This is a genomic window from Vibrio splendidus, from assembly GCF_002873455.1.
Classification (GTDB): Bacteria; Pseudomonadota; Gammaproteobacteria; order Enterobacterales; family Vibrionaceae; genus Vibrio; species Vibrio splendidus_J.
Window position 1 is genome coordinate 91,832 of sequence record NZ_MCUN01000008.1, and the last position, 26,000, is coordinate 117,831.

24 protein-coding genes, 1 tRNA gene and 4 pseudogenes are annotated in these 26,000 nt (G+C 40.1%); 17 read left to right on the forward strand and 12 right to left on the reverse strand.

Features of this window, described 5'->3' with window-relative positions; all coding sequences use genetic code 11:
* Nucleotides 1–549 precede the first annotated feature (549 nt).
* A complete protein-coding gene (locus tag BCU75_RS06840) occupies nt 550–1,431 on the reverse strand; it encodes a helix-turn-helix transcriptional regulator (RefSeq protein WP_102464652.1) in 882 nt (293 codons plus the stop codon).
* 263 nt (nt 1,432–1,694) lie between these two features.
* Here BCU75_RS06840 and BCU75_RS06845 point away from each other — a divergent pair, with 263 nt between their 5' ends.
* The 3 genes from BCU75_RS06845 to BCU75_RS06855 all read left to right on the forward strand — a co-directional run bounded on the left by BCU75_RS06845 (nt 1,695) and on the right by BCU75_RS06855 (nt 2,926).
* A complete protein-coding gene (locus BCU75_RS06845; RefSeq protein WP_102464651.1) occupies nt 1,695–1,961 on the forward strand; it encodes a hypothetical protein in 267 nt (88 codons plus the stop codon).
* Nucleotides 1,962–2,259: 298 nt separating this feature from the next.
* Complete coding sequence (locus BCU75_RS06850; RefSeq protein WP_102464650.1) at nt 2,260–2,454, forward strand: hypothetical protein; 195 nt, start codon at nt 2,260–2,262, stop codon at nt 2,452–2,454.
* Nucleotides 2,455–2,662: 208 nt separating this feature from the next.
* Entirely contained in the window at nt 2,663–2,926 is a 264-nt protein-coding gene (locus BCU75_RS06855) for a hypothetical protein (protein ID WP_102464649.1), read from the forward strand.
* Between the two features lie 373 nt (nt 2,927–3,299).
* On the opposite strand, the gene BCU75_RS06860 is transcribed toward BCU75_RS06855, so the two are convergent.
* On the reverse strand, nt 3,300–3,740 hold the full coding sequence (locus BCU75_RS06860) for a hypothetical protein (RefSeq protein ID WP_241905353.1): 441 nt from the start codon (nt 3,738–3,740) through the stop codon (nt 3,300–3,302).
* Between the two features lie 348 nt (nt 3,741–4,088).
* Between BCU75_RS06860 and BCU75_RS06865 the strand changes: the two genes are divergently transcribed.
* The gene (locus BCU75_RS06865) at nt 4,089–4,892 is read left to right on the forward strand and encodes an EAL domain-containing protein (RefSeq protein WP_102465659.1); all 804 of its coding nucleotides are present in this window, start codon (nt 4,089–4,091) and stop codon (nt 4,890–4,892) included.
* Nucleotides 4,893–5,465: 573 nt separating this feature from the next.
* Here the strand turns inward: BCU75_RS06865 and BCU75_RS24795 are convergent.
* From BCU75_RS24795 to BCU75_RS06895, 6 genes and pseudogenes are all read right to left on the reverse strand, one after another.
* A pseudogene (locus tag BCU75_RS24795) lies at nt 5,466–5,642 on the reverse strand (IS3 family transposase); the annotation flags it as partial.
* Between the two features lie 65 nt (nt 5,643–5,707).
* A pseudogene (locus tag BCU75_RS06875) lies at nt 5,708–6,643 on the reverse strand (IS3 family transposase); the annotation flags it as partial.
* Between the two features lie 554 nt (nt 6,644–7,197).
* Nucleotides 7,198–9,165 (reverse strand): DNA polymerase, encoded by a 1,968-nt coding sequence (locus BCU75_RS06880; protein ID WP_102473319.1) that lies wholly within the window; start codon nt 9,163–9,165, stop codon nt 7,198–7,200.
* Nucleotides 9,166–9,196: 31 nt separating this feature from the next.
* A complete protein-coding gene (locus BCU75_RS06885; protein WP_102473320.1) occupies nt 9,197–11,029 on the reverse strand; it encodes a helix-turn-helix domain-containing protein in 1,833 nt (610 codons plus the stop codon).
* Nucleotides 11,029–11,652, reverse strand: a complete 624-nt coding sequence (locus BCU75_RS06890) for a hypothetical protein (protein ID WP_102473321.1) — start codon at nt 11,650–11,652, stop codon at nt 11,029–11,031. The genes BCU75_RS06885 and BCU75_RS06890 overlap by 1 nt, the downstream gene beginning before the upstream one ends.
* A gap of 49 nt (nt 11,653–11,701) precedes the next feature.
* Nucleotides 11,702–12,340 (reverse strand): hypothetical protein, encoded by a 639-nt coding sequence (locus BCU75_RS06895; protein WP_102473322.1) that lies wholly within the window; start codon nt 12,338–12,340, stop codon nt 11,702–11,704.
* A 139-nt stretch (nt 12,341–12,479) separates the two neighbouring features.
* Between BCU75_RS06895 and BCU75_RS06900 the strand changes: the two genes are divergently transcribed.
* The 5 genes and pseudogenes from BCU75_RS06900 to BCU75_RS06925 all read left to right on the forward strand — a co-directional run bounded on the left by BCU75_RS06900 (nt 12,480) and on the right by BCU75_RS06925 (nt 15,968).
* Nucleotides 12,480–13,070 carry a helix-turn-helix domain-containing protein gene (locus tag BCU75_RS06900; RefSeq protein ID WP_102473323.1) on the forward strand — a complete coding sequence of 197 codons (591 nt, stop codon included), beginning with the start codon at nt 12,480–12,482 and terminating at the stop codon, nt 13,068–13,070.
* Nucleotides 13,071–13,338: 268 nt separating this feature from the next.
* Nucleotides 13,339–13,434: pseudogene (locus BCU75_RS24800) on the forward strand (restriction endonuclease); the annotation flags it as partial.
* 67 nt (nt 13,435–13,501) lie between these two features.
* Nucleotides 13,502–14,230, forward strand: a complete 729-nt coding sequence (locus BCU75_RS06910) for a hypothetical protein (protein ID WP_133148287.1) — start codon at nt 13,502–13,504, stop codon at nt 14,228–14,230.
* A 202-nt stretch (nt 14,231–14,432) separates the two neighbouring features.
* Nucleotides 14,433–14,738, forward strand: a complete 306-nt coding sequence (locus BCU75_RS06915) for a hypothetical protein (RefSeq protein ID WP_102473326.1) — start codon at nt 14,433–14,435, stop codon at nt 14,736–14,738.
* Nucleotides 14,739–15,359: 621 nt separating this feature from the next.
* Nucleotides 15,360–15,968, forward strand: coding sequence for a hypothetical protein (locus BCU75_RS06925; RefSeq protein ID WP_102473328.1), 609 nt, complete (start codon nt 15,360–15,362; stop codon nt 15,966–15,968).
* 279 nt (nt 15,969–16,247) lie between these two features.
* Here the strand turns inward: BCU75_RS06925 and BCU75_RS24190 are convergent.
* Nucleotides 16,248–16,343 (reverse strand): annotated as a pseudogene (locus tag BCU75_RS24190) (RDD family protein); the annotation flags it as partial.
* A 194-nt stretch (nt 16,344–16,537) separates the two neighbouring features.
* Between BCU75_RS24190 and BCU75_RS06930 the strand changes: the two are divergent.
* Both BCU75_RS06930 and BCU75_RS06935 read left to right on the forward strand, forming a co-directional pair.
* Nucleotides 16,538–16,622 (forward strand) — tRNA-Leu (locus BCU75_RS06930).
* A 508-nt stretch (nt 16,623–17,130) separates the two neighbouring features.
* Nucleotides 17,131–17,697 carry a hypothetical protein gene (locus BCU75_RS06935; protein WP_102473329.1) on the forward strand — a complete coding sequence of 189 codons (567 nt, stop codon included), beginning with the start codon at nt 17,131–17,133 and terminating at the stop codon, nt 17,695–17,697.
* A 497-nt stretch (nt 17,698–18,194) separates the two neighbouring features.
* Here BCU75_RS06935 and BCU75_RS06940 read toward each other — a convergent pair whose 3' ends face one another.
* On the reverse strand, nt 18,195–19,745 hold the full coding sequence (locus tag BCU75_RS06940) for a hypothetical protein (protein ID WP_102473330.1): 1,551 nt from the start codon (nt 19,743–19,745) through the stop codon (nt 18,195–18,197).
* A 421-nt stretch (nt 19,746–20,166) separates the two neighbouring features.
* Here BCU75_RS06940 and BCU75_RS06945 point away from each other — a divergent pair, with 421 nt between their 5' ends.
* From BCU75_RS06945 to BCU75_RS06960, 4 genes are all read left to right on the forward strand, one after another.
* Nucleotides 20,167–21,408: a tyrosine-type recombinase/integrase gene (locus tag BCU75_RS06945; RefSeq protein ID WP_102473331.1), complete on the forward strand. Its 1,242-nt coding sequence runs from the start codon at nt 20,167–20,169 to the stop codon at nt 21,406–21,408.
* 101 nt (nt 21,409–21,509) lie between these two features.
* The gene (locus BCU75_RS06950) at nt 21,510–21,893 is read left to right on the forward strand and encodes a hypothetical protein (protein ID WP_102473332.1); all 384 of its coding nucleotides are present in this window, start codon (nt 21,510–21,512) and stop codon (nt 21,891–21,893) included.
* A 45-nt stretch (nt 21,894–21,938) separates the two neighbouring features.
* On the forward strand, nt 21,939–22,439 hold the full coding sequence (locus BCU75_RS06955) for a hypothetical protein (RefSeq protein WP_102473333.1): 501 nt from the start codon (nt 21,939–21,941) through the stop codon (nt 22,437–22,439).
* 102 nt (nt 22,440–22,541) lie between these two features.
* Nucleotides 22,542–22,970 carry a DUF2787 family protein gene (locus BCU75_RS06960; protein WP_102473334.1) on the forward strand — a complete coding sequence of 143 codons (429 nt, stop codon included), beginning with the start codon at nt 22,542–22,544 and terminating at the stop codon, nt 22,968–22,970.
* 324 nt (nt 22,971–23,294) lie between these two features.
* Here the strand turns inward: BCU75_RS06960 and BCU75_RS06965 are convergent, their stop codons facing one another.
* On the reverse strand, nt 23,295–23,750 hold the full coding sequence (locus BCU75_RS06965; protein ID WP_054866221.1) for a hypothetical protein: 456 nt from the start codon (nt 23,748–23,750) through the stop codon (nt 23,295–23,297).
* A gap of 317 nt (nt 23,751–24,067) precedes the next feature.
* A complete protein-coding gene (locus BCU75_RS06970; protein ID WP_102473335.1) occupies nt 24,068–24,925 on the reverse strand; it encodes a helix-turn-helix transcriptional regulator in 858 nt (285 codons plus the stop codon).
* A gap of 243 nt (nt 24,926–25,168) precedes the next feature.
* Between BCU75_RS06970 and BCU75_RS06975 the strand changes: the two genes are divergently transcribed.
* Nucleotides 25,169–25,435, forward strand: a complete 267-nt coding sequence (locus BCU75_RS06975; protein WP_102473336.1) for a hypothetical protein — start codon at nt 25,169–25,171, stop codon at nt 25,433–25,435.
* Nucleotides 25,436–25,730: 295 nt separating this feature from the next.
* On the forward strand, nt 25,731–25,928 hold the full coding sequence (locus BCU75_RS06980) for a hypothetical protein (protein ID WP_372308191.1): 198 nt from the start codon (nt 25,731–25,733) through the stop codon (nt 25,926–25,928).
* Nucleotides 25,929–26,000: the final 72 nt, after the last annotated feature.

Sequence of the window (26,000 nt, forward strand, 5' to 3'; positions counted from 1 at the left end):
GTTTCTACAACGGATTACTTAAACGTTGCCGTCGGGATTTAGAGAGGACGAAGTTGCTGGACTGTAATGGACGGTGGAAACACCAAAGAAGGGAGAATTGATTTTAACGAGTTTGCTTGGTTCTCACTGGTGTTTTGTTATTAAAGGCTCCCATTGCTATGTGGAAGCAATGGGAGCGAATGTTCAGGTTTAGCTATGGTGCGTATATGTAGCTGATTAGAAATGCAATTTACCCTGAGATTTCCCATAGTCATCTGTTTCTAATTACAGCGACAAGCGCCTTAATTCCATGTTTATAGATTGGAGTGAAAAAACTAGCGTTTTTCAACTAACTCATACCCAGTAAAAACCTTTCCGTGCCTTTGGTGTGTAATGTCGATGTTACTAATAGCCGACATAGTGAGTTTAAAAACCGGTGCATAGTGGTTTCTTTATGACATGGAGTGACTGCAACAGAGAACCGAAACGACATTATGTTTTGGTGGTCGCATTTCACCTTAACGAACCATCAATAAGCCTAACAACACGCTTCAATCTACTCTGCGTCTTCTACTTGGTTGAGTCCAGATACGTTTGGAGTTCTTGCTTAAACAAGTAACGTATCCAATCAGGCGAGAGCACCTCTGCATGAGGTAGCCACGTTTTAAGTTGGCGTAATAATTCTGGAATGTTCTTGGTTTGGTGACTAATGAACACATCCCCTGAATCCAGGTCTTTCAATACTTGGAAGTCATCAGCGTTACCTTCATTTAAGAAGGCTTCTACGCCTTTAGCGCTCATCTGTATAACCACTTCAATGGGATTGAGTAAAGGTTCTTCATATTCACAACCAGTTAGCTTCTGCTCAACGCTAGGGTCAGGAGAATATTTGTCCTCGTAACGCACTAGCTCACGAATCTTAGCCACTCTGAGAGACTCTAGGCGGTTTCTCTGTGTCCCGACAATGAACCACAATCCACGTTCATTCAACAGTTTGTAGCTGTGGAACTCATCGTAGGTTTTCCCTTCATGGCTAAAGCTGATCACGTTTCGTCGCTGTATCGATTCGATAAGTTTCTCGAACACTGAAGCACATTCACTGATGTCCTCGACTTTTGGGTTCTTGAAGAGAAAGGGCGGTGTGGTTTTGTTGTTCAATACGCCATTACTTAGATAGTGCTTACCCGAAAACAAAGTATCGAATCCCATATTTAACAGCAGGAGAGATAGCTCATTATTTGTCTGTCTGCCTAAGAACTTAGGGTCTAACGAGTAACAAGCACCGTCACGTTGTATAGGTAGGTAATTTAACCGTTCATTGAAGTCACGATTTAACGTCCTTCTTGTCACCCCAAATTCACGGCTTAAATCATCCAGATGCAACTTCTCACCCGTATTTAAACGGGTCAGGATGATGCCAAGTCGTTTCGCTAGTTTGTCATGCTCTTTCATTCTACGCATTGTAGATAGGTCGCTCGTCAGGTGGTGTCGTGGTCGGAAAGAACCTGATTATTTCTAGCTAATTTTCATAAGGTTACTGATATTGCTATAGCTTTCATCGGTTACCTCAAGGTATGCCTTACAAGGTATTCATCAATCATTTCAATATTTCTACATCTGAGCGACACACCCTGTCGTTCACCCTCTTTAAACTAATCATTCACGTTAACGCCGTCTTTAACGGTGGCGACATTACGTATTTAAGGAAAACAAACATGAAAACATCAATCATCCTGCTAGGTCTAACATCGCTATTCGCATCTTCAGTATTCGCAGGTGGTACGTTCGGTGGTAATCCGGGCGATATCTCGAAAATGAAAGAACTGCTAGAGCTGCAATGGAATGGTAAAGCAGGTATTCAGAATACAGCGTCTTACGGTGTCATCGTGCAATGGAAAGCGGATGTCTGTGGAACCATGAATGGTCATGTTACTGATGCGACTCAATGTGGCTCTGATACCCCGAAAGGTAAAGCACAATAAGTTTTGTTGCGGAGCTTGGCTCACGATATCTCAGTTTCGAAATTGGAACTCTCTAGGCTGAGGTATCAATGAGCTCCGCAACACTCAATCAACCAACAACAAGGAGCCTTAACATGGCGATTAAATCAATTACAACACTCGTTACAACCTGTCCTGCATGTGGTGAGCGTGCATATGATGATGGTAGCTGTCAGGTGTGCGGTCACTCTCACTAAAGCTGCATTCACAAAAACTCTAAAGGGTCATGTTCTTCATTGAGCATGGCCCTTTTTCATATCTATATAAAAGGAGTAAGTACGTGGGTAAAGACAACTATTCTGAACCACAAAAAGGATCAGAGACTCTATCTAAAAGTAGGAAGGAATTAGGATTTAAAGCTGCTCAGCTTGGTGGTGCTATAGGCCTTCGATTTGGTGGGCCGTATGGGATGTTAATTGGAACAATCTGTGGATTTTCAGCGGGCATTTTGATTGATGAGGTACTGGAGGACTAGTTAATCAATAAAGCAGGGACGCATGTTTCTGTTTTTTTTATATCGACAAGAACAAACCATATGGTCAAGTGGTACAGACTGCGGGGGTAACTAAAAGCCTCTTACGGTATTTCAAGTTTTGTCCGTGACTCTTAACAAAGTAATAACCCTGTTAGATAGCGCTTCGCTGTACAGGAATTACTTTTAATTAACCATTAAGGATAAGGTCATGGAAAACTTCAGTAATATTATCGAACACAACACAAGTGAACTTAAGAACGGCAATATGAGTGCATATTTGGTTGTGCTTGAAGACAGTATTTATCAATACGAAAAAAGATATGGACCGATGAAAGGCAGCGCTTACCTACGTAACTATGTTCGGTCTTGCTTACGCAATGATCTAGCCAAGAAAGGTGGTTACGATTCCTTTGGTCGTAAGCAATTCAAGACTTATATCAAACGTTGGTTCCACAAGGTTGGCGAGAGATAAAAACCACAGGGGGTGCATCGAGATCTTATCTCTATGGCACCAAAAGCGGACACCGAGCCTAACATAATATATTTAAAGGTTTCGAGTCCGCTTTTATTTGTGCTGAATTGTTTTTGGACAGAAATGTGTCAGCGATTTCGCTAGATTAGTAATTAATGAATTATTTTAGGTATGGCAAACTCGGTTAATGAAGTGTTCAGTCTAAGTGGCGTTACTCGCTTTTTTGAGCAAATGGATTAAGCTACACTAGAACCGATGAAGTAGTGTTATCTTTCGTTGATGATATCAGGGCTACTAATATAAATACAGTTGCCTTGATATAGTCATTTGCTTGGTTTATTTAGAAATAGAACTTTAGACCAGAAATGCCAGATCATTGTTCAGATTCTCGATAAGTTTTATAGCTGGCACTGAGCTCAAGAGCAAAGTGATCTGTAAAGTTTATTTCACCTGTCAAAGAGAATTTATTCATCGGCTCTTTATCAACATGAGAGTAACGATAGCTAGGAGTCAATGGTAAGAAGCTGATAGGGACAAACTTTACGCCAAGGTGAGCAGAGGGACTGTACTCATTAAATTTGCCACTCCCACGTTCTACATCAATTCGATTTATACCCAATGATAGAAATGGGAAAGTACCATTAGCGTAACCGTTAATACCGAGCCCCGCATAATGATCTCGATATTGGGTTTTGCCCGTACTCATTCCTGTAAATTCAGTTTCAAAAAAGACGTGTCTGTTGAATGTTGTCGTTAACGTCGCATATCCACCGACAAGGTCTTGCTCACCTTTTTTAGCGTATGATGAACCCAAATATTGCTCAAGACCATTATTTTGCTCTGCTTGAAATCCAAACTAAAACTATTGAAATAATTCGTTTCAGCATTCGCTAAATAGGCGCTGTTAAAATAAAACCTAAAAGTATGTTTGCTTTTTTCATTGTTTTTCTTCTTGTTTTTATGGGTGGGGAAATAATAGTTACATTATAAATAATCAAATAATATTATTGTTAATATTTTTATATAAATAGTGGTATTCTTTTGATATTTTTAATTTATTTTTTATATTGATAATTTGTTTTATATAGGTTTAATTTCATCTTGAATGTTTTATGAACTTTCTATAAATTACGTCAGTTTAATGAAATTAGAGCGAGGTTGAATGATAGTCTCCAAAGAAAATATAGAAATAGCTTTACAGAACAATGAGTTCGAACCCTATTTTCAACCAATTATGTCTCTCGATACTGGGAAGGTGGTCAGATGTGAAGTATTAGCTAGGTGGGTTTGTCATTCGGGTGTTATCGCTCCAAATCAGTTTTTAAATAAAGTTCAGTCATTTGGCCTTCTAGATGAAATGACAAGTCAAATAGTTAATAAAGCAATTAATTATTGTTTGTTTTGGACACGTTCACATGTTTTAAATGATATCGGTGTTTCTATTAATTACCACTACAAACAACTTATAAATATTGCTCATGTTGAACAGTTGATCGTTTTACTGAATGAGTTTGGTCTCTCTACCTCGTTAGTTGAAATTGAGATTACTGAGACACAAGTTATTGAAAACTATACGAAGCTTGCTTCTTCCCTTGAGAGGTTGAGGAAAGAAGGTATATCAATTGCTCTTGATGATTTCGGTGTGGGTTCTTCTTCTCTAAGTACGCTAAAGATGCTTCCAATAGATACATTAAAAGTAGACCGTTCGTTTGTTAAAGATATTGAAAGTTGCAAGGTTAGCCGTTCCATATTAGAGGGAGTCTGCGCTATTGCAAGTGCTATTGGTGTCAATCTTGTGGTTGAAGGAGTAGAGACAAAAGAGCAGTTTAACTTTATTGATGAAACCTGTGATTCTGTTGAAGTACAGGGTTATCTATGTGCACGACCTTTACCATTTGAGGAATTTTATTACTTTGCCGAAATGATTAACTTAAATAGTCCGCAGTCACTTTCTTTGTTATTTTAGTTAGGATGATTTATATGTTGTTCCGAGTTTGTGTTGTTGCACTTCTATATGCCCTAGTGTGTGGTTTTGTCAGAGCCGAGGCGAATTATCTCTATCCCTATACATGCGATAGTATCGTATGTAGGAAAACACCTGAACCTAGTTATTCTTTAATTGAATCACCGCCTCTCGTGATTTCAAATGAACCGGCAGAGTTACCTGACAAACTAGCCTTAGCTATCTATGTGACCGCGTTATTGATGCTTGACGAGCGTAATGTAGAGGTTAAAGATTGGAAATTAGAGATAGAGAATAGCGTTGAATAATAGAAGTTACGTTAAAGAGAGGTTGAAGAGTCTATACATGAACTTGATGCGTTATAGGCTTTGTTGCTTGATTCAGAGAGAAAGTATACCGACCCCATTTAGCTTGGTTCTATAACGATATAATGAGTTTCGGGCATTGAGTAAGTTTCATCAACCTGAGCGTTGTAGTTTCTCAGGTGTCATTTCCCGCCTAACGACTGGTTCAGTCGAAGTGTTCATGGCCCTCTCTAACTGATCTTCACCCGATAAAATGGACACCCTATTATCTTTAACCCGTCGCTACTTCATATTCATGCGGGGTTCGATATCCAAGACTTGAGTGCAGTCTATAACGGTTATAAAAATGCTGGATATAACCGGCAAGTTTATCTCTAAGCTGCTTCTCACTTTTAAAACTATTTTTCCTAATTATGTCGCCTTTGAGCGTATGAAAGAACAACTCCACCGGTGTTTTTCAAGGTAGTCGTCATCATTTGCTTGCTTATTAAGCAGCTTCTCTTTCTGGATTTAGGTGAACTTCATGGGCTCGATATTCAGAGCCTCTGTCGGTATGAAACAATAAGCGCTCTTGTGGCTTTCGATTTCTAATTGCCATTCTCAACGAACTCATCGTTAGTTGTGTACTCTTCTTGCTACCAAGCGACCAACCGACGATTTTACGCGAGTAAAGAGCGATAACGAACGCTAGATACATCCAACGTTTACCTTGCTTTATATACGTTAGATCTCCAGACCATTGTTGATTAACTGCCGTTGGTTTTGGTGTGTCTTTTTTAATATTCTTAATCGATTGATAGAACCGATGTAGCTTGGCCATTTTCATGTAAATGCGATAACTTCGCGCTCTTAGCCCTTGCTCTCTCATGCTCCGAGCTACACGCTTGCGGCTAACCAAAACTCCTTGGCGACTCAGCTCTGCATGAACTCGTGGACTACCGTAAGTCTCTCGACTCTGGGTAAACATTTTAATTATGCGCTTCTTCAAAGCCTGCTCTTCTTGATCGTAGCGGCTTGGCTCTCTATCAAGCCATGCGTAGTAACCCGACTTAGAAACAGATAGAAAACGACGCATCAAGACAATGGAATAACGTGTTTTGTAATGGGCTATGAATCGGAATTTTGTCGATTTTCTTGGGCAACGAATCGTTGCCACTTTTTTAGCAAGTCATTCTCGAGCTTAAGTTGCTCGTTCTGACGTTCAAGCTCTGCAATCCGACTAGACTCAGTTTTCTAGCTCGGGATCTGAGTCCTTTTCTTACGTTTATCTTCCATAATAACCCCTTATCTATAGTCCTTTCGCCATTTAGAGAGCATATAAGGGTGGATATCTAATGATAGCGCCACGTTATTAACTGTAGCTCCTTCTCGAAGCGAAAGTCGGACAGCAGTTACCTTAAATTGCGTAAGATATTGTTGAGTTTTTTTTCCTGATTTATAAGCTGGCATAAACACCTTCAATTACAATTGAAGGTGTCCATTAGATCGGGTCAACTACAAACTACTATTCAAAAGCTTTGTTATACTGTTCCAGTTAGTTGTTTTGTAACGAGGTTTAGGCATGATGCTACAGTGGAAGGTGAATGTAGCTGATCAGATCGTATATTGGAGAGTTAGTTCCATCGATTTACGCAACAAAGCCTGCCTATCTACAAAATCATCACTTATGAGCCCAATAGTATTATAAGAAGCAACAGTATAAACTACAGTCAGTATAGCGATAGTCCATCTTGTACACTCTCAAAAGCACGATATTTAAATTCCTTTTTTGGAAATTAGAATCCCAGTTACAAGTATAGACATATTTGTCAAAAAAATTAATCAGTTAGAATAAATGCTCTCTCCAGCACATTTTTGGTCCTGAAATGCCTCACATGCATAAAAACATTCCTACTGAATAAGTATTGCTGGTGTTACATAAACTGCATTTGTGCAAATTCTGGCTACTTAGGGCAGATGGTATTTGTACTAAACTAAATTTGAGGCAAAAATAAATTAGCTGCTCACTTTTTCAACCACTCTTCAATGGTGTTCACATTGCCATCTTTATTCCAACATTTAGGTTGTAAAGTATTGATGTCGGTTCGGATGTTTAGTTGAGGGTAGCGCTCCTGAATGACCTGAATCATTACCTGAGACGTCAGGTGCGCAACTTCCTTTAGCTCATCTGTTGGTGCCTCAAACACAAAAGCATCATGTAATGCGACAATCAATTTAGCATTATGGCGCTTATATAACTGATGTAGACGATTACCTGCGACTTTAAACAAGGCTGCAGCTGTGCCTTGCACTGGCATGTTGACCATCCAATTCTTTTCTTTGCGGTTACGTTCAGTATCTTGGGGACGTAATCGTTGTAGACCCGTTGCTGTACTCACATAGCCACGAATAAAACCATATTGTGGTGCTAAATCCATAGACTTACCAAGGGTAGGAAACATATTGAGAAACTTATCCATTAACTGCTGGGCTTTAACCTCGTGAACTTTGAGTTTCTTAGATAAGCCGTAGGCTGTGATTCCATAAATAAGCCCTAAAGTACACTCTTTCATCACGTTACGCTTATCGCTGTGGTGTTCTTTGAATATATCAGGCGTACAGGATTGGAACTCTATCGGTAGTTCATTTAAATAGAACTCTTGAGCTAATGCTGTGTATAAATCTCCTGCATTGTACTTCTTTATTAAGTCTTTATCGTTATACACAGCAGCCGTTATCGCCACCTCAATCTGAGCAAGATCAACCTCTCCGATACCATAGCCTTCAGGTGCAACAACGATGGGCCGAAGAACTGCAGGTAGCCCTAGGAGGTTAGGGGCCATTGTTGCTTGTCGGCCTGTTACTGTATCGAGGTGCTTATGTATAGGGTGAATACGACCACTCCCTCCGACGAGTCCTGGTTGGAATATGACGTCTTTAGAAATGGATACCATATTGGTGTACTTGGCTAGTAGTCTGATGGCGGGGTGCAAATTGTAGTTAGTACTTAATGCCTCTCGTTGAAAGCTATAATCGCAACCATCCTTGAAGTGGTGTAGCACCCCTAATGAATTAAAGAATGTAACTTTGTCATCGTGGCTGCTTGGATTGATGAGACCATAAACTGCAAGCTCTGATTGCCATTGTGCCAGTTTTGCTTTTGTACCTTTCAAGATTTTGGAACATTGCTCTCGACAAACAAGTACACCGTTTCTTTCCATACCCGCATTGGTAATAATCCAAGGCATTTCTACGTTTAATAAATGGTTATAAATACCCTGAATAACCACAGCTTGAACTTGCAGGATGTATAGCTTAGCCACTTCCACACATGTCGTTTCAGTCTGTTCTAATGGGGGACTATCTTGGCCGTAGCGAGTTGTTGTGGCGATTAAGCTATAGAAGTCTTTCCGCTCTTGCGTAAAGGATTCTTGAGCATCAATTTTCGATGATAAATCATCAAACTCATGATGTTTATTTAATTGATGAAGTCCTAGGTATCGTGCTTTTTCTGCAATCAAAATATCCCATATTTGATGTGGCTCGTTGAGCCCTAGGCGCCAGAGGCAATGCAGGACACTATTAGCGTTGTAAGCTGTAAATATGACGGGTAAGTCAAACAGTGCTTGTAAGTGGCTAATTTCAACGTTCGACTCTAAGTTGATTATGAAAGTATGCAGTTCCATGGAAACCGTGTCGCCTGTACACAGTGTTAAGCATAGTTGAGTAGGTTTAATCGTTGAAATATCGTATTTATCGTAACCATTCGGCAAAGTGACAGGTGCTTTAGGGTAGGTATACTTACAATCAATACTAATGTGGCTGATAGGCAGTTGTAGTGCTAAGTCTATGAGGGCGTTTAGTCCATTAGACGTATCAATATGCGAGGTTTGTCCATCGGTAAAGTGAGTACCTCTAGGCAAAATAGGTATTGATTCTCTTTTAGGTTTATTTGTTTGAAGGTGTCGTTCCGTTCCTGGTAGCAAATTCATTGGGGTTTCCTTGATGATTGGGGCAGTCTAACTAATTGGGGCAAGCAACGTCTTTGGATTGATAACGACGGACTGTCCGCACACTGATACCGAGAAGCTTGGCTATTTCTGTTTGTTTGAGGTCTTTGGCGCTGAGAGCTATAACATTATCAGCCGTCGTATTACTGCTGCGCTTACGCTTTGTGACTAGTCCAAAGTGCTTACGTAATTCTGCTAAATTAGAGAATTCTTTATCGTAGGTCGTAGCAAGAGCATCATTACTCTGGAATGTAATAATTTCACGGGTTTGGGTAAATGGACGAACACGACCTACAGCTTGAACAACCGTCCCCATTTCTAAGGTTTGCAGCATAGGGTTAGCCACTTCTGCTACATCGGTAAAGCGAAATTGTTCATCGGCTACGATGCCATAGCGTCGGCGTGGTTTTTTTGAATAGGTTATGGCGACATCGATCCGTTCACTATTAGAACGCAAGTCCTGAACTGAATTACTCAGCGTATCTTGCTTTACATAGTAGCTATTAAGGCAGTAACAACAATCAAACCCTTCGTATTGATTGATACCAATAACCCCATAGTGAATAACGGGTACTAAAGTCACGTTAGGGCTTTCTGTGTAATGCTCACCGTGTATGATGCGGACACTATTGATCCCTTGTTCCACTAACAGTTGGTTCATTGTTTTGACGCAGTAATCAACATGAGCTTTCTTCGATACTAGTAGTACTCGCTTACCTTCCTGAATTCGTTTAGTCGTGAGTTGTGTAAAGACATCAAGGATTTGAGGTGCGTTTTTAATGAAATTAGAACTAGCCCCAATGGCCGATGCAATGTTCAACCACGTAGAGCTTTCGCCTTTAAACTCATAAGTTTCGTATGGTGAGTAAAAGTCTATACCTAAACGCATCTTCAAAATGGATAGGTGAGTGGTACCACTGTACAACAGAACATCACTATCAGAGGTGAAAGGAGGGGCTGGAAAATGGATGTCACCATTAGGTAACTTTTCTCGGGATTCAGCCATGGAATAGCCGAAAGCTTGCAAGTCATAAATAATGTTATGAAATGACTCACCAAAAATAGCATCACCTACGGTTAATATCTGTGTCATCTCATTGGTATCAATGCGCGGGAAGTGCCATGCGCTAGTATCTTGTAAATCTTCACTTGGTGCGCTGAGTAAGCAATTCAAGTAGTGCCCAAGAGTGGCTTTACGTTTTGGGGATATATCAGATTGATTTGTTGCTTCTATCAACTGTTGTATGGAGGTAGGTGAAAGTGTACGGCTGTAATTCGCCAGACTGACATTGGCCTCATCAAAGATAACTAGCACTCTTTCGGCTTTCGCTTGTTGTTTTACATGAGTAATGAAGTATGGGTTATGCTCAAGGTGAGCTTGAGTAGCAAAAGCAACCTGCTTGTTTTGTAAATCTTTACCATATTGACTAGGCCAAAAGCATTCAGCGCGCTTGGGGCACAATTCACAACAGTGACGTTTTCCTAAATGACCTAGGTTACGGGCCTCATAGGCTTGCCATGCTTTGTTTCGTTCTTCGCCACATAGGTTTACTGGACGAGGGCGGATGTTGATGACTTCGATATCTTTGGGTGGCTTTTGGATGAATTTACGTTCATCTATGATTTTTCGTGTAGGAGCCATGACAAGTACAAGGTCGTACTTCTCTTGGCGAATAGCGGTTTCAATAACTAGATCCATGTTATAGGACTTACCCACGCCCACTTGCCAACGGATGACTACATGCTGGTGGTTATGACAATGCTGAAGAATGATTCCAGCATCGTTCTCTTTTCTGAAATCGGCGAGGCGTTTAGCCCCGCTAATTAATGTCTTACTTGTTTGCATTAGGCCACACGACCGCGTTTAAGTATGAGGCGTGTTGCGATTTGAGGGATAGTTTCTAGTTCTTCATTTGTTCTGATTTGGTAAATGTCAGAGAGAGCGAACTCACGACTGTCGTACGCTTCTTTAAATTCCATAACCTTGTCTTTATCAATCACAATGCCCGCCGGAATATCACTAGACGTTACTTCATAGTGGTAACCTTTCTTGACAATATTAACCAATAGGCCTCCTTTATTAAGCAACGGCTTTAATTGCGGTGCTAATGAGGTTGGTTTTAGTGTTGGGGGGATCGCGAGTATTTCCATGCGCTCTTCGATAAAATTGTAGGCAGGTGTAAGTATGTGATGGTCTAACTTGATTTGAGCTTCACACAGTGTGCAGTTTTCGCCATTGCACTGTATGTATCCTTTTTCTTCTGGGGTATCAATGTAGTGAAAATAGGACTTCTCAAAAACATTCATTACAAATGATAAAGCGGAACCATTGTCATCTAAACGAGAACGGTATAGGGCCTCAGGTTTAGTAAATATAGGCTGGTTGGCTGTGTTACCACCGAAAATGTCATCAAAGGTACCGCTTTGGTTACGACCGTGATTGCTTATTGTTTTTTGTTCAGTTGTCATGCTTTTATTCTCTACGTTGCTTTTAAAGGGGGGGGATGTGTTTGAGTGATTAAGGCGTATCAATCTGCTTTAGCGCATCAATCAGGTGATCCCACGAATCTGATTGGAAAAAATCATTAGTTAATGCACGTTCAGCATCAAAGTAAAATGACTGACCATCAGCAAAATCAACGCAGTCGAAGCATTCGCTGGCCAATGAAAAAGTGGAGGCACAAAAGAATTCGATGGCATGCGGGTGGTAAAAAGGCAGATCTTTGCTCGCGTAGCCTACTGCCTCATAAACTGAATTAGGTATGCTCTGAGAGGTACTTAAGTCATGTGTGCAGGTAAATCTCTTTCTTGCGTGACCTAATTGATGAACGGTATCAATGGTTAACACGTCTCCGTCTCGTTTCACGGTATTAGAGGCAAAATGCAATTTTTCATCGAAATAGAATTCAATGTGTTCATCGCCTTTGCTTTCATATTCTTCTACGCGTTGTACCGTCATGACGGCAATAGGTGTTCCCCCGCCATCACCGTAAGAGAGAACCTCATTTTCCGTAAACAAACGACCATAATGCGTTGGTAATTCTTTACGGTTGTAAGCTAAGCAAGCCGCAATATGGGCTATGCGTTTGCCGTGCAAAAGGTACTCTTGGTTAGAGTTGTCTTCATCCGTAACCATAGTTTCTAGAACATCATTCATATTATTCTCCACTTGAAATTATAACTATTAGGTAAACTTTTCAGGTAAAGATTACGACTTGTAGCTCAGTTATGTCAATAAATAATTGAAAAAAATTCCTTTAGCGTTAAAATTTCAATTGTGAGTTAGAGAGGAAAGTATGAAATCAAAGGTCGAGGAAAAAGTAAGTATCTTTACGCTGATATCAGAAGCGGTAAAAGATCTAAGAATGTATGGCTGCGATTTTGTGTTGGGCATGGGCCTAACGAAAAGAGTTAAAACTAAATCCAAACAAGCGGAATATGCGAAGATACTTGGCGTGAAAAATGCGTTTTACTCTCGTCTGGAAAGTGGTAGTTCAGCATTTAACATCGCGCAACTTCATACCTTGTGTGAAGCCAAGGGGCTTTCATTAGGGGAGCTTTTTGCCTATGTAGACCACATGAAGAAAGATCTAATAGGTGCGGGGTATCAAGTCGTGACGGAAGCATTGCCAATTGAACAAGATGCAATGCGTAAAGACAACTGGCTTGAGGAAAAGGCAACGGCTCTGAATAACAAGTGGACACGTGAACAAAAGAGCTTAAAGCAATATAAAGACCTAACAGATCAACAAATCGCAGCTAAAAGGCAAGAGCATGTGTTACATGCCAGGCTTTTGTTTGCTGACAAGTTTGGTCATGTAGAGGATGTTGAGTTACAGAGGGGACAGTGGGACGAAGCATTCGCTGAAGATAGAGCGAAAGAGTAGACGCGAGCTTGCGTGTAAGTGGACACGAAGCCTAGTTAGATTATTTATTAGGTTTGGTGTCCATTTTAGCGATGATTTTGCTAACACACCTAATGGGATAAGACGTCTTGAACCGTCTTTGAACCTTTGTAAATGTGTTATGAACAACCTAATCCAACTCGGGATTAGGTTGTATTTATTTGATGTAGGGTGCCGGAAGCTATTTATTATTCTCACTATCTATCATTTGTGTTTTAATGCACTTAATTGCTTATTGGCCGAGAGTGAGATGGCACGACGTAAAGATGGAATCATATGGCACTTAATGGACGCTCCATGGTGGCTTAGTGTTTTGCTCGCAGGTGTTATATATCTAGGGCTCTCTAACGGCGAGTAGTGATAATTTTATCTTTTGGGAGTAAAAAACACTAGATAGTGGCTGGTAGGGTAGGATGTTTAAAATGAATGAGAGTTGTGATTTTATTAAGCGATTAGATAAAATTGCTTATAATGTTGAAGATAATAAAGAACGCTTTTTATACACTTATTCTAGGAAAATAGTAGATGAAGAGATAGCCTTACATGAATATTTAGATAGTAAGTCAATGAGGCTAACTAGTTTGTTATCATTGTTAATTACAGTGGCTATAGCATTTTTAAATTGGCTGGTTCAAGAACAAGATCAAAACTTACCAATGTGTTTTTATGCTTTTTATGTAGCTACTGCTGTTTTTCTTATATTGGCTTGGTGGCATTTTTTTAATGCGTTGAAGATGGTTACTAGTAAGAGGTTACCCTTAGATCAGTCGACTATGAAAATGTTCAAAGATAAATCTATTAGTGATGTGTATATATCAATTTCAAAGGCATGTATACACGTGGTTGAAAGTTTATCAGACATTAATTATCGCAAGTCTACGGCATTAGAGAGTGGTTATAACATGATTTTTATATCTGCCATCACTTTCTTAATTTCAGTTGTACTTTTTTTTGGATCATACATTGATGATAGCTTTAAAGGGAAAATAATCATGAATCAAACAAACTCTCATAGTGAAAAGAAAATGGATAAACCAGAACCTGATTACGATGCTCCACCATTGCATACAAGGAATGTAAAAACAGAGGTAGAGAAAGTACCAACCTCAAACGAAAGTCACTCTTCTAGTGACTTTGACTGAACCTAATACTTGAACTACGAACTATGAACAGAGAAAAGGTCGCCAATGGTGACCTTTTCTGATCGAGCGTTACAGGTTATGTTGCCTTCAGAGTCGTTATGGAGTGGAGAGGACCAAAAAAACATAGAAACTATAAATGTGGTACGTTAGTTTAAACAGGGTATTTACGCTCAGGTAATTTAGAATATAGAGGTTATAATAAATGGAAAAAATGAAGTCTGTACTGTACTCAATCGAAATTATTCTTAAAGAAAGTCATGATTTATCCGCATATTCAGCTGTTAGAATCCTGCTGTCAGACCTAACTAAGCTTGTAGATGAAAATAAGGGGCTTTATCCAGGGATCATGGATATAAAAGATAAAATCATGTTCATAGAGGTACGTTTATTGTCTTATTTGGGTATCAATGTAGAAGATGGTTTTCATGACGGACAACAGCAGGCTTTAGTTGACAATGCTCTATATAGTATTCGCACTATTTTAAATAGGGATATTTATAAAGTATAAGGTGCTTATTCAACTTGAGGGTACTAAATAAGGACTAGTTATTAATTTCTAGTCCTATAGAGCAGTTACGGTTTAGTTCTTACAACCGTTTTTATCACATGTGATTTTACTGTGTGAATCGATCCAATGAGATGCTTCTTTCTTAGTGTCAAACCCGCAGCCAGTAGATCCTCCTTTTCTTCCTTTATGAACGATTCCTGTGGGTGTATGTTTAACTGCCATAAATGAACCTCCTTTTTATCACCTGTATTGGTATTGATATCTTATATCTAAATTTAGTTGCAAAATGTGCACCTTGTTGCTTATTTAGGTGTGGCGAGAGGTAAACTCTATCTTTGTGAGCAACTTCATAGAAGTGTTGGAGCTGTACCGTAGTAGAGGTTCCTACCTTAATACCAGTATAGATAGCCTCTATTACTTCTTGTACGTAAATTGATACTGATTACTGAGCTCGGTTTACTAGTTGCTTCTGTTTTGGAATAACTAGGTTCGAGAGTTACATTTACCCATGATGTTTAGTTCCCTTCAAACTATTAAAGATATGATGTAAGTCGCATAAATAATAATGGGGTATGTATACAATTTAGTAATATTATGTCTTTGTTTATTCATGAGTTTTAGATGAAAGGTTTATTAAGTATTTACGTAGCTATCTCGTTTGTAGTGGCTGGTTATTCTATTTTCACCACAAGTGGGCCTGAGGGGTTTGGTAAAAATCATGTGACTGAAGGGCTAATGTGGCCAATGACTATATATGAATATGTGTTTGAGCCTGAGGTTGAGGGGGGATCAATTGATACGCTAATCGATTCAGTGTTTGACATTGTAGAATCGAGAGAGAGTGATTACGAGAAGTACTTAACTGCCGTATCTTTTAATCGAATCATGCTGCTTGAATATGTTGAGTCTCAGCCAAGCCTGACTCAAATTCGTGTGAATGAGCTAGTCAAAAAGTCAGAAAAAAGTAGTTTTGGTGAAGAAATTAGTTTGGGTTCTCAGAGTCAATCGAAGTTGAGTGACCGCTTAGATGGTCTAAATTACGAAGAGTTGGTTACGTTAGGTAAACAGTCTTATCGGAAGGTAATTTCAATAGCCCAAAGTCGCCCTATGTACGTACTTGGCGAAGATTGTGTCGATAACTTAATTAGTGCCTTTAGAAAAGAAAATGGACAGGATGCTTTGATAAGATATGACATGCTTCAAGAGTTTGATGAGATGTGTGGCTTATAACTTGAGGGCGTTCATATGATTAAGCTAATTTTTGTACTTCTATTTATGGTTTTCTGTATCAACTTTCCAATAGCAGCTCTAGCTATCGGGGTCTTAATGCTGTTCATTGGTGCAATTGGTAGCAACTAGGTTTTGTGGTTGCTAATGCTCTCACATTGTAAACCGCCACGCCCGAAGGCAACGGATTTTTGAAGAGGTAGTGTGTTGAAGTGGTTGGGGTGTTGTTTATGGTCTATATATGGTTCATCGATTTCGTCGCCAGCTCTGCGGTAGCATCTCCAACATTTCAATAGCGATTACAATAAGGGCGTCATAGAACAAAGCACCAAATCGGCGCATTACTCCTGCTGGTGGCAGAGTGTTTGTTGATGTCATGTGTTATTACTTCTTCAAAAATTGAGGCGTCAGAATATAGTTTAAGGCTTAGCGTGAAAAGAGACATAACGCACAGCTTATGACTTAGTGGCGAAATTATCGGCAAACACACATGAATTCAAGTTTTTATACTTGCCACATCAGTTCGCATACGTATAATGCCAGACATCGAAAGGGCAACGCCCCAAGATAATGCCGGTATGGTGAAATTGGTATACACGACGGATTCAAAATCCGTTGCCTTCGGGCGTGGCGGTTCAAGTCCGCCTACCGGTACCATATTTAAATGATAAAGCCTCGACTCATGTCGGGGCTTTGTTGTATCTAGGCTAATCAAAAGCTTAGCTTAGCTTAGTTTTCCTTTTCTGTTATCTACACTTTTCTCCCTCAATAGACTCACTTTATCAGCCTTGAATTTTCTTCCATGGTGCATCTATGGTTCATCACATGTCGATTCTGTGCTCAAGGGAATCCTGACAAATCCAACAACTGCTAAAAGCTGCAATCTTGCAAGCCAGTATCTCCAAGGGCTGTAGAGTCTGAGAACCATGGTACGACCATGGTGACTTTACGGTGCTATGAATTTTTTATGTGGCCTTTGGTTGCGAAAAAATCGTTTTTATGGGGTTGTTGTTAAGCCTTTTATCATGGGCGTTGTTGGGTAGTGTGTCACTAGCGCGCTGGGGATATACATTAATAACCAATCACACGAATAAGTGTACAGTTGCATTTGTCGTAATGATATGCATTATATTTAACTGGCTTTAAGTGAATGGAATTGATTTGAATGAAAGCGATATTTGTTGATGCTGAAAATGTAGGTTTAAAGGAGCTTGAGAAGATCAACGCTACGATTGTCGATAAGGTATTTGTATTTTCGAAATCAGATGCTGTTAAGTTGGTTTGCCAAAAATCGTTATACCACTTCTTGGGTGATTACCCTACTGGACCGAATCAAGCCGACTTCTACATTATTGCTTACCTATCGAGAGTGCTACTGGCTCTGGATAAGAAGCAACTAGGTTCAACACATTTTGAGCTATATAGTAACGATGAGAGCTTGATAACAGCTTTTGAATTTCAGTGTGATTTACTTGGATCTAGCTGTCAGAGTATTCGAACGAGGGAGCAGACCGTTGTATCTCTCATTGAATCTAAGCCTAAAAAGTCAAAGAAACTCACACCTGAAGAAAGAGTGCTTAATGCACTGACTTCCCCTCAATCTCTCAACCCTAATTTCCAGAAGAAAGTGGGGTTGTCACAATCGGATTTTAGTAAAGCAATTACTGAACTATCGAAAAACAAACAGATCAAGCGTTCCCCTCAGTCGAAGAAAAAGTGGGTATCTTGTTAGCCATGTATTTTTACATGTAAATGTCTCGACATTCCCTATAGAAACCTACTAACTAATTCCACCACTGCCACCAGAAGCGATTCTAACGCGATGATTCAGTATCGTTATTACTTACCTTCAATGGGTGAATATCACTGTTGTAAGCTCACTGAGAGATTGTCAGGGGTGTTTCTGTGGGGAAGTGGGTGAGATTACTGAGTCGAGCACTGCTGGAAGAATAAATTTATATTGCTGGTGCGATTGCTATGTGTGATATAGGTTTTGATTGAGGTGGTGGTATCGGTGGCTAGTTGATTGCGTGAATGTGGTGAGATGAACTGGGAGCTGGGTTTTGGATAGAGTCTTGATATTAAATATATAATAACCAGTACAACAGCTTGCCGTAGGCCGCTGTTGTACTGGTTATTATTAATACTATGTTAGTGGTTCTGCTGACGAAAATTAGACACTAAGCCCTTAGAAAACCTCTTTTTCTAAAAGAGCTTTTTTCGTGTCAGTTACCCCAAAACCTCGACATCACTAAACATGTAGCCGTGTTCTAGCAGTGATTGCTTAACTGACTCTCTGAGACTGATGTCGATATGATCTAGTAGTTCCTCTGCTGCTAGTTTTGGCTGTATTGTTAAGATTTTTTGGTCGCAGATGCTAGCTTCTTGAAGAAGAATTAGATCATTGTTGTCTAAAGAATATATTAAAGTCTTCCCTTGGTTTTCCCCTTCTGTAGAGAAAGCCAATTTACCACCAATTTGAACTGTATGAATGACTGGTTCGGGTGCTTGTGCAGTCAACATGTCTTTGAGTCCATCGAATAGTTCTAACTCATGTTTATTTCCGTCCAAAGCAACTTTTAGCTGGCCTGATTTCAAAATGCTATCGGCAATAACAGATAGGTCATTCAGGCGAGGATCTAGAACCTCAAGCTCTTTACCTGATGTGAGAGCTTCACAAGCTTTTTGGTGGAATACTTTATCGCTATCTAGCTTGGAACATAGTCCTAGTTCTTTCTCCTTAAAGTTAAAGAGTTCTGAGTAGCGTTCTTGCTGTTCCTCTATAAATTTTTCAAAGGTGCCTTGAAGTTTTTTAGCGGAATCAATTGCGAATTCGATATCGTCAAATTCGATGAAGTCTTCTGGTTTCGTAATAGACTCAGGGTAATACATGTTTTGGTTTTCTAGCCGTAACATACCGTACTTAGGACCAAACTGACTGTCATCGAGAAATTGAGCAACTCTCTCCATAATGCTTGCGAGCTGTTTTAGAGAGTAAGAAAACTGCGAACCTGAGTATTTGAAATCTTGTAGAGCTTTGTCAACTTGCTGAAGAAACTCGTCTTTCATATCTTCAAGGCTTAGTTCGGGTTTTCGATTGTATAGGGTTCTTTGTAAGCTACTCGAAATGGAATGTTCAATAGTACTCTTGAAGAATTCTCGTCCGTTTTTCTCACGCTGCTTTTTATTTTCTATCTGTTCTTCAGTCTCTTGAATTGTCTCTTTAAGCTGTGCGAGTACGGCTTGCATAGTGTTTTGGTAACTTGATGGTAATACGCCAAATGGTTTTACATATGGTGACTTTTGGTTAATCAAGTGTTCTTCCCTCTTAGAGAAATAGAGGTCGGAATCCACTTCCTTACATACATACAAGTGATACTGAGTCGCGATAACCTCATTTAATGACTCTAATGAATCAGCACTATCGAACTTCTCACGTAATTCGAAAGGAAGTGACTTGAGCTCTCCTATAAAGGCTTTCATTTGCTTTACCAGAAATAGGTCTAGGTCTTCTTTAGATAAAGCTAAACGCACGCATTTTGAAACTTGGAATGTTTCTGCTTTATGGTTCGGTAAGCGGAGGTTTAACAATGCTCTTAGTTTTTGAAGATATTCATTGCTAGCTTTCTGACCGTCTTTCCATCCGTTGATTCTGGACTGTTTTACGCCACATCTGCGAGCGATTTCTGATGGGGCTATATTTAACGATTCAAGTTGCTCGACAATGCTTTTTGCGCAGTCCTTATCAAGCTTTTGATTGTGGGTTATTGATTCTGACATAGACACCTCTGTTTGGATTAAGTTTGAAATGACTATAAGTGCATGTGATTATCAATGGAAAGGAAAACTTACGGAAAGCCGTCTTTTTAATTTACTGAAATTTAAGGGGTAATTTTTATTTTCAAGAAATTAACAAAGAAATTTTGGGTGTTTTAAAGGTGTTTTGGAATGAGAGATACCTTGCTATTCGTTATTTTTGGGAGATTTTTCACATGAGAGGAGAGTTTTTGGATTTAAATGTCTTTGTGCGTAAATTTTACATAAATAAGTCTCTCTGTTTTCTTTATATGTTTTGGTTCTAGTTTGTTTTTACGGAAGTTTTGAGTAACTTTGTGGTATCTCTAACCGTATCGCGTCGCCGTAACAAACAACTATTCAAACAGATATTAACTAATTGAATATCTAGTTAATGGAGGTTTGAATGAGCAAATCACAACGACTCACCACCACTTTCCTCAACAATCTCAAGCCCAATCCTGCCAACGCTAAATCCACCGATTACGAAGTTAATCTATCTGCTATGAAAGACTCTGGTCTGCCTGTAGGTGTTCGCTGCTTGGTAGGTAAGCGTCAGGGTTCTGTGCGCTATCTTCTTCGATACACTAGTCCAGTAACAGGTCGTAAAGCCTCCATCGGTCTAGGGCGACTCAATGACACTGACCTAATCACCTTACGCAAGAAAGCTAAAGAGTATCGTCAGCAGATACTTGAGGGTGTTGATCCGAAAATCGAGCGTGATACTGAAAAGACTGATTCTTCTATGACCCTTGAACGGTTCTTTAATGAAGTCTATTTACCACTAGCTAAGCAAAAGCGAAGCTGGAAAGATGATCAAGCGAGGTTCCGCCATGCTAAGTCGATATTTCATGTTCCCATTAATGAATTATCGGCGGCACATATCGTTAAGATCCAAATGGAAATGCAGGGAGCTATAAGTAAGACTACAGGGAAACCTTATGCTGTAGCTACGATTAATCGTGTATTAGCGCTGTTGAAAACGGTGAACCGTCAAGCTTACAAGTTGATGGACGCGCCGTTGGTAGCTGATAAGGTCAGCTTGTTGAAAGAAGACAACGTCCGCACGGGTTACTTTACCGAAGCACAGTTAAAAGAGTTCATAGGTCATGCTCTCAATCATGAAGATAAAAGTATTGGGGCATATCTAATTATTCTGTTTTTGACTGGATTACGCGATAGTGAATTACGATTGAGATTAAAATCCGATGTGAATTGGGAGGAGAAAACACTCACTATTCCACAAACGAAAAATGGTAGTAGCCATGTTATTTACTTGAGTGATTACATGCTTGATATTTTGAGGTCGGTGCATCATGTGGCGAATAACCCATATCTCTTTCCTGGACGTAAAAGGGGTAAACCCGTAGGGCAACCTAGGCATGCTTTCAAGGCTATCAAAGCCAAGATGGGACTGCCCGACATACCCGGAGATAAAGCGAATCTAACCCTACATTCAGCTCGGCATACGGTTGGGAGCTTATTAGCTAGTCAAGGAGTCTCGTTACACGACATAGCCAAGCAGTTGAATCACGCTGACCTTTCATCCACAAGGCGCTACTCGAAATTGACTGTTGGACGTAGGAGGGAGATAGGCTCTCGCTTATCGGATATGGTGACTGCGAAACCAGAGATACGTTGGGAATGAATAAGTTAGGTTTAACCAATTGATTTAGAAATGACATTAGAAAAGCCCCTGTTTAGTGATGAGCTAAACAGGGGCTTTTTCATTATTAGGAGAAAATAATTATGAAAAATGTAAACAAGTTTGAAGACATTCAATCACTACCAATGCCTGATGCAGTGAAAGCAAAGCTGCTAGAACACTTGATAGAGCCATTCGGTGATGAAGAAAGCACGAAAGCGTTCTGGGATGAGGTTGGCACTACTTTGTATTTGATTGAAGCTGATGATACCGATGAAACCTTGAGTAAAGAATCGGAAGGTGATCAAAGCTTTCTACGTTTTGTTACTAACTACCCTGAATGGGTTTTATTACTAAACGACGATGACTCTCCTTGGCTACTTGCTGTTGCCATTGTCACTACGGCAGGTAGTGGGGTGTATTGCTGCGCTCCAATGAACAGTCCAACGTTCCCAGTCGTCAAGCTTGCTGATCAAGCTGAATCTTAATCTCGAATTTAATCTTAATAGTCACTAATAGTATGGAGGTGTCCCATGGCACGTAAAACCAATCAAAAGGAAAAAGTCGTTCAACCTGAAGTATTAGAGGGCAATGAACAAGTCACGGTTACTGACGATAATCCAGTAGACCATTTCACCAATGTCGCGCTCGATGGTAAAGCGAATAAGCTATCACCGAAAACTCAGAATCATGTGTTCTATGAGCTTTCGGTACATGATGATCTAAATACTCTATTCCTTAGGCTTTCGGGCAATGAAGGTGGCGGTCTTCATAGTAAAGAATGGATAGCCTTTGAAGATATTGTCGCGGTGCTAAATGAGCAAGACGACAAGCCGTTTAAAAGCACTGTACTTAAATCTGTGTTCAAAGGTGGGTCTGCTAATAATGCTGGATTTATGGCGGCGGCACTGCGTGGGTTATTACTTATCCTGCCGTCAGAGAAATCGGTGTTTCTCCACGTTCTTGCGCCTGACTACGAGCAACGTCGTGATGAACTCATGTCATTAGTGGACGGTGAAACCGAAGCTAAATAACCTCGAAACTCACATCAATCCTTATCCACTAAGCCAACTCTGACTTTTCATACCGAGCATTTAACAAGAGTGCTTCCTTAGCAAACTAAACGAGATTTTATTATGAACTTAACTTTTGACGTTGAGCGCTTACTGCTGCCAGTAAGTGTCGATCTTCAAGATACTTTAAACCGAGTGATCAGCGAATCAGGCAAATTGACACCCATGATCCAATCGGTCGTGATTAGCCTCCGAGATTCGAGCTATAACTCTGAGAACGGTGGATACCACCCTATTGAAATTTCTACCAGTAGGCTTAGTGACCAATGGATTTTCGATTACATCACTGACTTTAGTTACTGTGGATTGATGCCTGAGCTTGAGAAAGAAATCGACTTTGATTTTGGTCATGGTGTGGCTTACATCCGTTACATGGGTGAAGTTCCCATTACTGAATCCAGTGTCGCTGAGTTCTATTCGATGTGGGAAACCAACTTTCTAGGCTACATCGGAATGGACTGCTTTGATGAGATAAAAGTCACGGTGGATTAGTCCATCACTAACGAATCAAGTTGAAAGCACCATGTATGCACCATAAAATCCGCCTCTCACTTCCTAGTGAAACCAAGGCTTCCTATTGCTCCATGTAACTCATGGTGTGATGGGAAGCCTTTTTCATTGGATCAAGTTTCTACAACGGATTACTTAAACGTTGCCGTTGGGATTCAGAGAGGATTAAGTTGCAGGACTGCAATGGACGGTGGAAACACCAAAGAAGGGAGACTCGATTTTAACGAGTTTGGTTAACTTAAACTGGTGTTTTGTCATTAAAGACTCCCATTGCTATCTGAAAGCAATGGGAGTGAGTGTTTAGGTTTAGCCTGCTAGTTCAATCAGGGCTTGTTGAGCTTGTTGCTCTTTACTGTCAAGGCTTGATGGAAGAGCGTAACTCTTAATGTTTGGTAGTGAGTTCAAGTACTTGAAAAAACCTTGAGTTGTCATAGGTTGTACAGGTTCGAAGTAAGCTTCTTCATCATCACCAAATGAAAACTCTGAGCAGTACATTACAAGATCTTCTTTCTCATAAATCAGGGCGATAGAGCGAGAGTCTTCAAAATCACTATACGCTTTGAACTCTAAGTGTAGAACTTCCTGACCCTCAACATTCGATAGGAACTCAGCTCCAGCTTCAATCGTATAGTGGTCAGCGTCGACTGACATTGTACACATTCCCATAATTGCCTCATGAGCATGTGCTGCTGCGTTGCATTTAGCTAGCTTTTCACTAGTACAACCATTTAATAGCCAATCTTCTTTGTTGAATTGCGTCATTATAGTCATTTCCTAACTTATTAATTTAATAAGCTATTGTAATGGGTTCTAATCTACTGATTTTCAAGGGTTATAATTTGTTTTGTAGATATTTATTACTGCATGGCAATGTTCTTTTGAGTCTTATTGTCAGATAGTTTCCTATTGCTATGTGGAAGCAATAGGAACCGTTAAGGTCGTTTTCTCTAGGATGCGTATAGGGAGTTGATTAGAAATGTAATTTACCCTGAAATTCTTCATGGGCATCTGTTCCTAATTAGGCACCAAGAGTGCACCTAATCGGTTGTTAAAAAATCTGAGTTAAAGTTGAGTTTTAGTTAAAGCCTATCCAGTGAGGCATACAACTCACGCATTAACTCAAGTTTCAAAGTGGTAGGTGAAAGAACCTCTATGCGTGGCATCCATTGTTTTAAAATCGGCATGATATCGCCCAACTTTGAGACTCGACTGGTCACTAACAAGCTACCATCAGGAAGCTCTTTCAATACCTTTTGGTTAGGGAGAATAACACCATCAATAAAATGTGAAGCTACCTCGACATCAACCTGTAATAACACATCTGCATTTTCAGCTGTTAACCACTCCATTCCTACTCTACGGATGTTCTCTAGTACCTTTGGTTCTGGATAGTATTTATCTTCGGTGGTGTGAATCTGGGAAACCTTGGCTAACCTGTACGAATATAGCTGATCTGACACTACTCCACTGAGGTACCAGATACCTCTGTCATTCACCAATCGGTATGGATGTACCTTAGTTATCAGGCGACCTTGGTAGGTAAGGTCAATGATAGCTCTAGAGGTAATTGCACTGTTTATCTGAGTAAACACACCATCAAACTTGTGAGTATCTTCGTTACGTGGATTCTTAAATAGGATGGTTGAAGCTGAGGTACTGATATTGAGCTTTGGTGGAAGCAGACTTGATAACCCTGATTCATCAAGAACACGCTGGGTGGTTGTTATGCTTGAGCTAAGCTTACTTTCTAACTGGTATCCATGTTCTGTTTTCATGATAGGAGTATTAATCAATCGCTGGTTGAAATCCCGGCGCAAGGTCTTTTCACTCACACCGTATTCTTCCATTAGCCAACTTATAGATAGCACTTCACCTCGGTATAACCGAGTCAGGATATCTCCAAGTCTTAGGGCTAGTTTTTCGCTCTTATCATTCATCTCAATATCGTAACGAACCAATTGGACGGGTTGTGTCCGTTAGATTTTTAAATCTTTCAATTCGTTACGCACTAAGAACTGGCATAGCTTTCATCAACCTAGGTGGAGCAACGGCTATACAAAATATTCAATCAATTTCATCTTGCTGGACACAACCTGTCCCTAACCCTCTTTAAACTAATCATCAATCACGTTAACGCCGTCTTTATCGGTGGCGTCATTACGTATTTAAGGAAAACAAAAATGAAAAAATCAATCATCCTGCTAGGTCTAACTTCACTATGCGCATCTTCAGTATTTGCAGGTGGCACGTTCGGCGGTAATCCGGGCGATATATCTAAAATGAAAGAACTACTAGAGCCTCAATGGAATGGTAAAGCAGGTATTCAGAACACGGCGTCTTACGGTGTCATCGTGCAATGGAAAGCCGATGTCTGCGGAACAATGAATGGTCATGTTACTGATGTGACTCAATGCGGCCTAGATACCCCGAAAGGTAAAGCACAATAAGGTTTGTTGCGGAGCTTGGCTCACGATATCTCAGTTTCGAAATTGGAACTCTCTAGGCTGAGATATCAATGAGCTCCGCAACACTCAATCAACCAACAACAAGGAGCCTTAACATGGCGATTAAATCAATTACAACACTCGTTACAACCTGTCCTGCATGTGGTGAACGTGCTTATGATGATGGTAGCTGTCAGGTGTGCGGTCACTCTCACTAAAACTGCATTAACTAAAATTCTAAAGGGTCATGTTCTTCATCGAGCATGGCCTTTTTTCATATCTATAGGAAAGGAGAATCATGATGAAAGCATATGATCGAATCATGCATCAACAACGATGGTTTAAGCCTAGCGTTTCAACTGGATTGAAGGGAGCACATTATGGGACGGCTCTAGGTGCTAGGTTTGGGCCTCAAGGTGTTGTCCTTGGTGGTGCAATCGGGTTTGTTAGTGGAGCTTTAATCGGCGGTGTTCTGGATGAGCTAGACGTTCTCTAATGAAAAAAGTAGAGGTGGTTTTTCCTCTACTTTTTTCTTTATCGTAATTTGTGTTTCTGGCTTTCCCTTAGT

Bases quoted from the DNA above. Each gene is read 5' to 3' on its own strand.
- BCU75_RS06840 (WP_102464652.1), bottom strand. From the start codon at position 1,431: ATGAAAGAGCATGACAAACTAGCGAAACGACTTGGCATCATCCTGACC.
- BCU75_RS06845 (WP_102464651.1), top strand. From the start codon at position 1,695: ATGAAAACATCAATCATCCTGCTAGGTCTAACATCGCTATTCGCATCT.
- BCU75_RS06855 (WP_102464649.1), top strand. From the start codon at position 2,663: ATGGAAAACTTCAGTAATATTATCGAACACAACACAAGTGAACTTAAG.
- BCU75_RS06865 (WP_102465659.1), top strand. From the start codon at position 4,089: ATGATAGTCTCCAAAGAAAATATAGAAATAGCTTTACAGAACAATGAG.
- BCU75_RS06880 (WP_102473319.1), bottom strand. From the start codon at position 9,165: ATGAATTTGCTACCAGGAACGGAACGACACCTTCAAACAAATAAACCT.
- BCU75_RS06885 (WP_102473320.1), bottom strand. From the start codon at position 11,029: ATGCAAACAAGTAAGACATTAATTAGCGGGGCTAAACGCCTCGCCGAT.
- BCU75_RS06890 (WP_102473321.1), bottom strand. From the start codon at position 11,652: ATGACAACTGAACAAAAAACAATAAGCAATCACGGTCGTAACCAAAGC.
- BCU75_RS06895 (WP_102473322.1), bottom strand. From the start codon at position 12,340: ATGAATGATGTTCTAGAAACTATGGTTACGGATGAAGACAACTCTAAC.
- BCU75_RS06900 (WP_102473323.1), top strand. From the start codon at position 12,480: ATGAAATCAAAGGTCGAGGAAAAAGTAAGTATCTTTACGCTGATATCA.
- BCU75_RS06910 (WP_133148287.1), top strand. From the start codon at position 13,502: ATGTTTAAAATGAATGAGAGTTGTGATTTTATTAAGCGATTAGATAAA.
- BCU75_RS06915 (WP_102473326.1), top strand. From the start codon at position 14,433: ATGGAAAAAATGAAGTCTGTACTGTACTCAATCGAAATTATTCTTAAA.
- BCU75_RS06925 (WP_102473328.1), top strand. From the start codon at position 15,360: ATGAAAGGTTTATTAAGTATTTACGTAGCTATCTCGTTTGTAGTGGCT.
- BCU75_RS06935 (WP_102473329.1), top strand. From the start codon at position 17,131: ATGAAAGCGATATTTGTTGATGCTGAAAATGTAGGTTTAAAGGAGCTT.
- BCU75_RS06940 (WP_102473330.1), bottom strand. From the start codon at position 19,745: ATGTCAGAATCAATAACCCACAATCAAAAGCTTGATAAGGACTGCGCA.
- BCU75_RS06945 (WP_102473331.1), top strand. From the start codon at position 20,167: ATGAGCAAATCACAACGACTCACCACCACTTTCCTCAACAATCTCAAG.
- BCU75_RS06950 (WP_102473332.1), top strand. From the start codon at position 21,510: ATGAAAAATGTAAACAAGTTTGAAGACATTCAATCACTACCAATGCCT.
- BCU75_RS06955 (WP_102473333.1), top strand. From the start codon at position 21,939: ATGGCACGTAAAACCAATCAAAAGGAAAAAGTCGTTCAACCTGAAGTA.
- BCU75_RS06960 (WP_102473334.1), top strand. From the start codon at position 22,542: ATGAACTTAACTTTTGACGTTGAGCGCTTACTGCTGCCAGTAAGTGTC.
- BCU75_RS06965 (WP_054866221.1), bottom strand. From the start codon at position 23,750: ATGACGCAATTCAACAAAGAAGATTGGCTATTAAATGGTTGTACTAGT.
- BCU75_RS06970 (WP_102473335.1), bottom strand. From the start codon at position 24,925: ATGAATGATAAGAGCGAAAAACTAGCCCTAAGACTTGGAGATATCCTG.
- BCU75_RS06975 (WP_102473336.1), top strand. From the start codon at position 25,169: ATGAAAAAATCAATCATCCTGCTAGGTCTAACTTCACTATGCGCATCT.
- BCU75_RS06980 (WP_372308191.1), top strand. From the start codon at position 25,731: ATGATGAAAGCATATGATCGAATCATGCATCAACAACGATGGTTTAAG.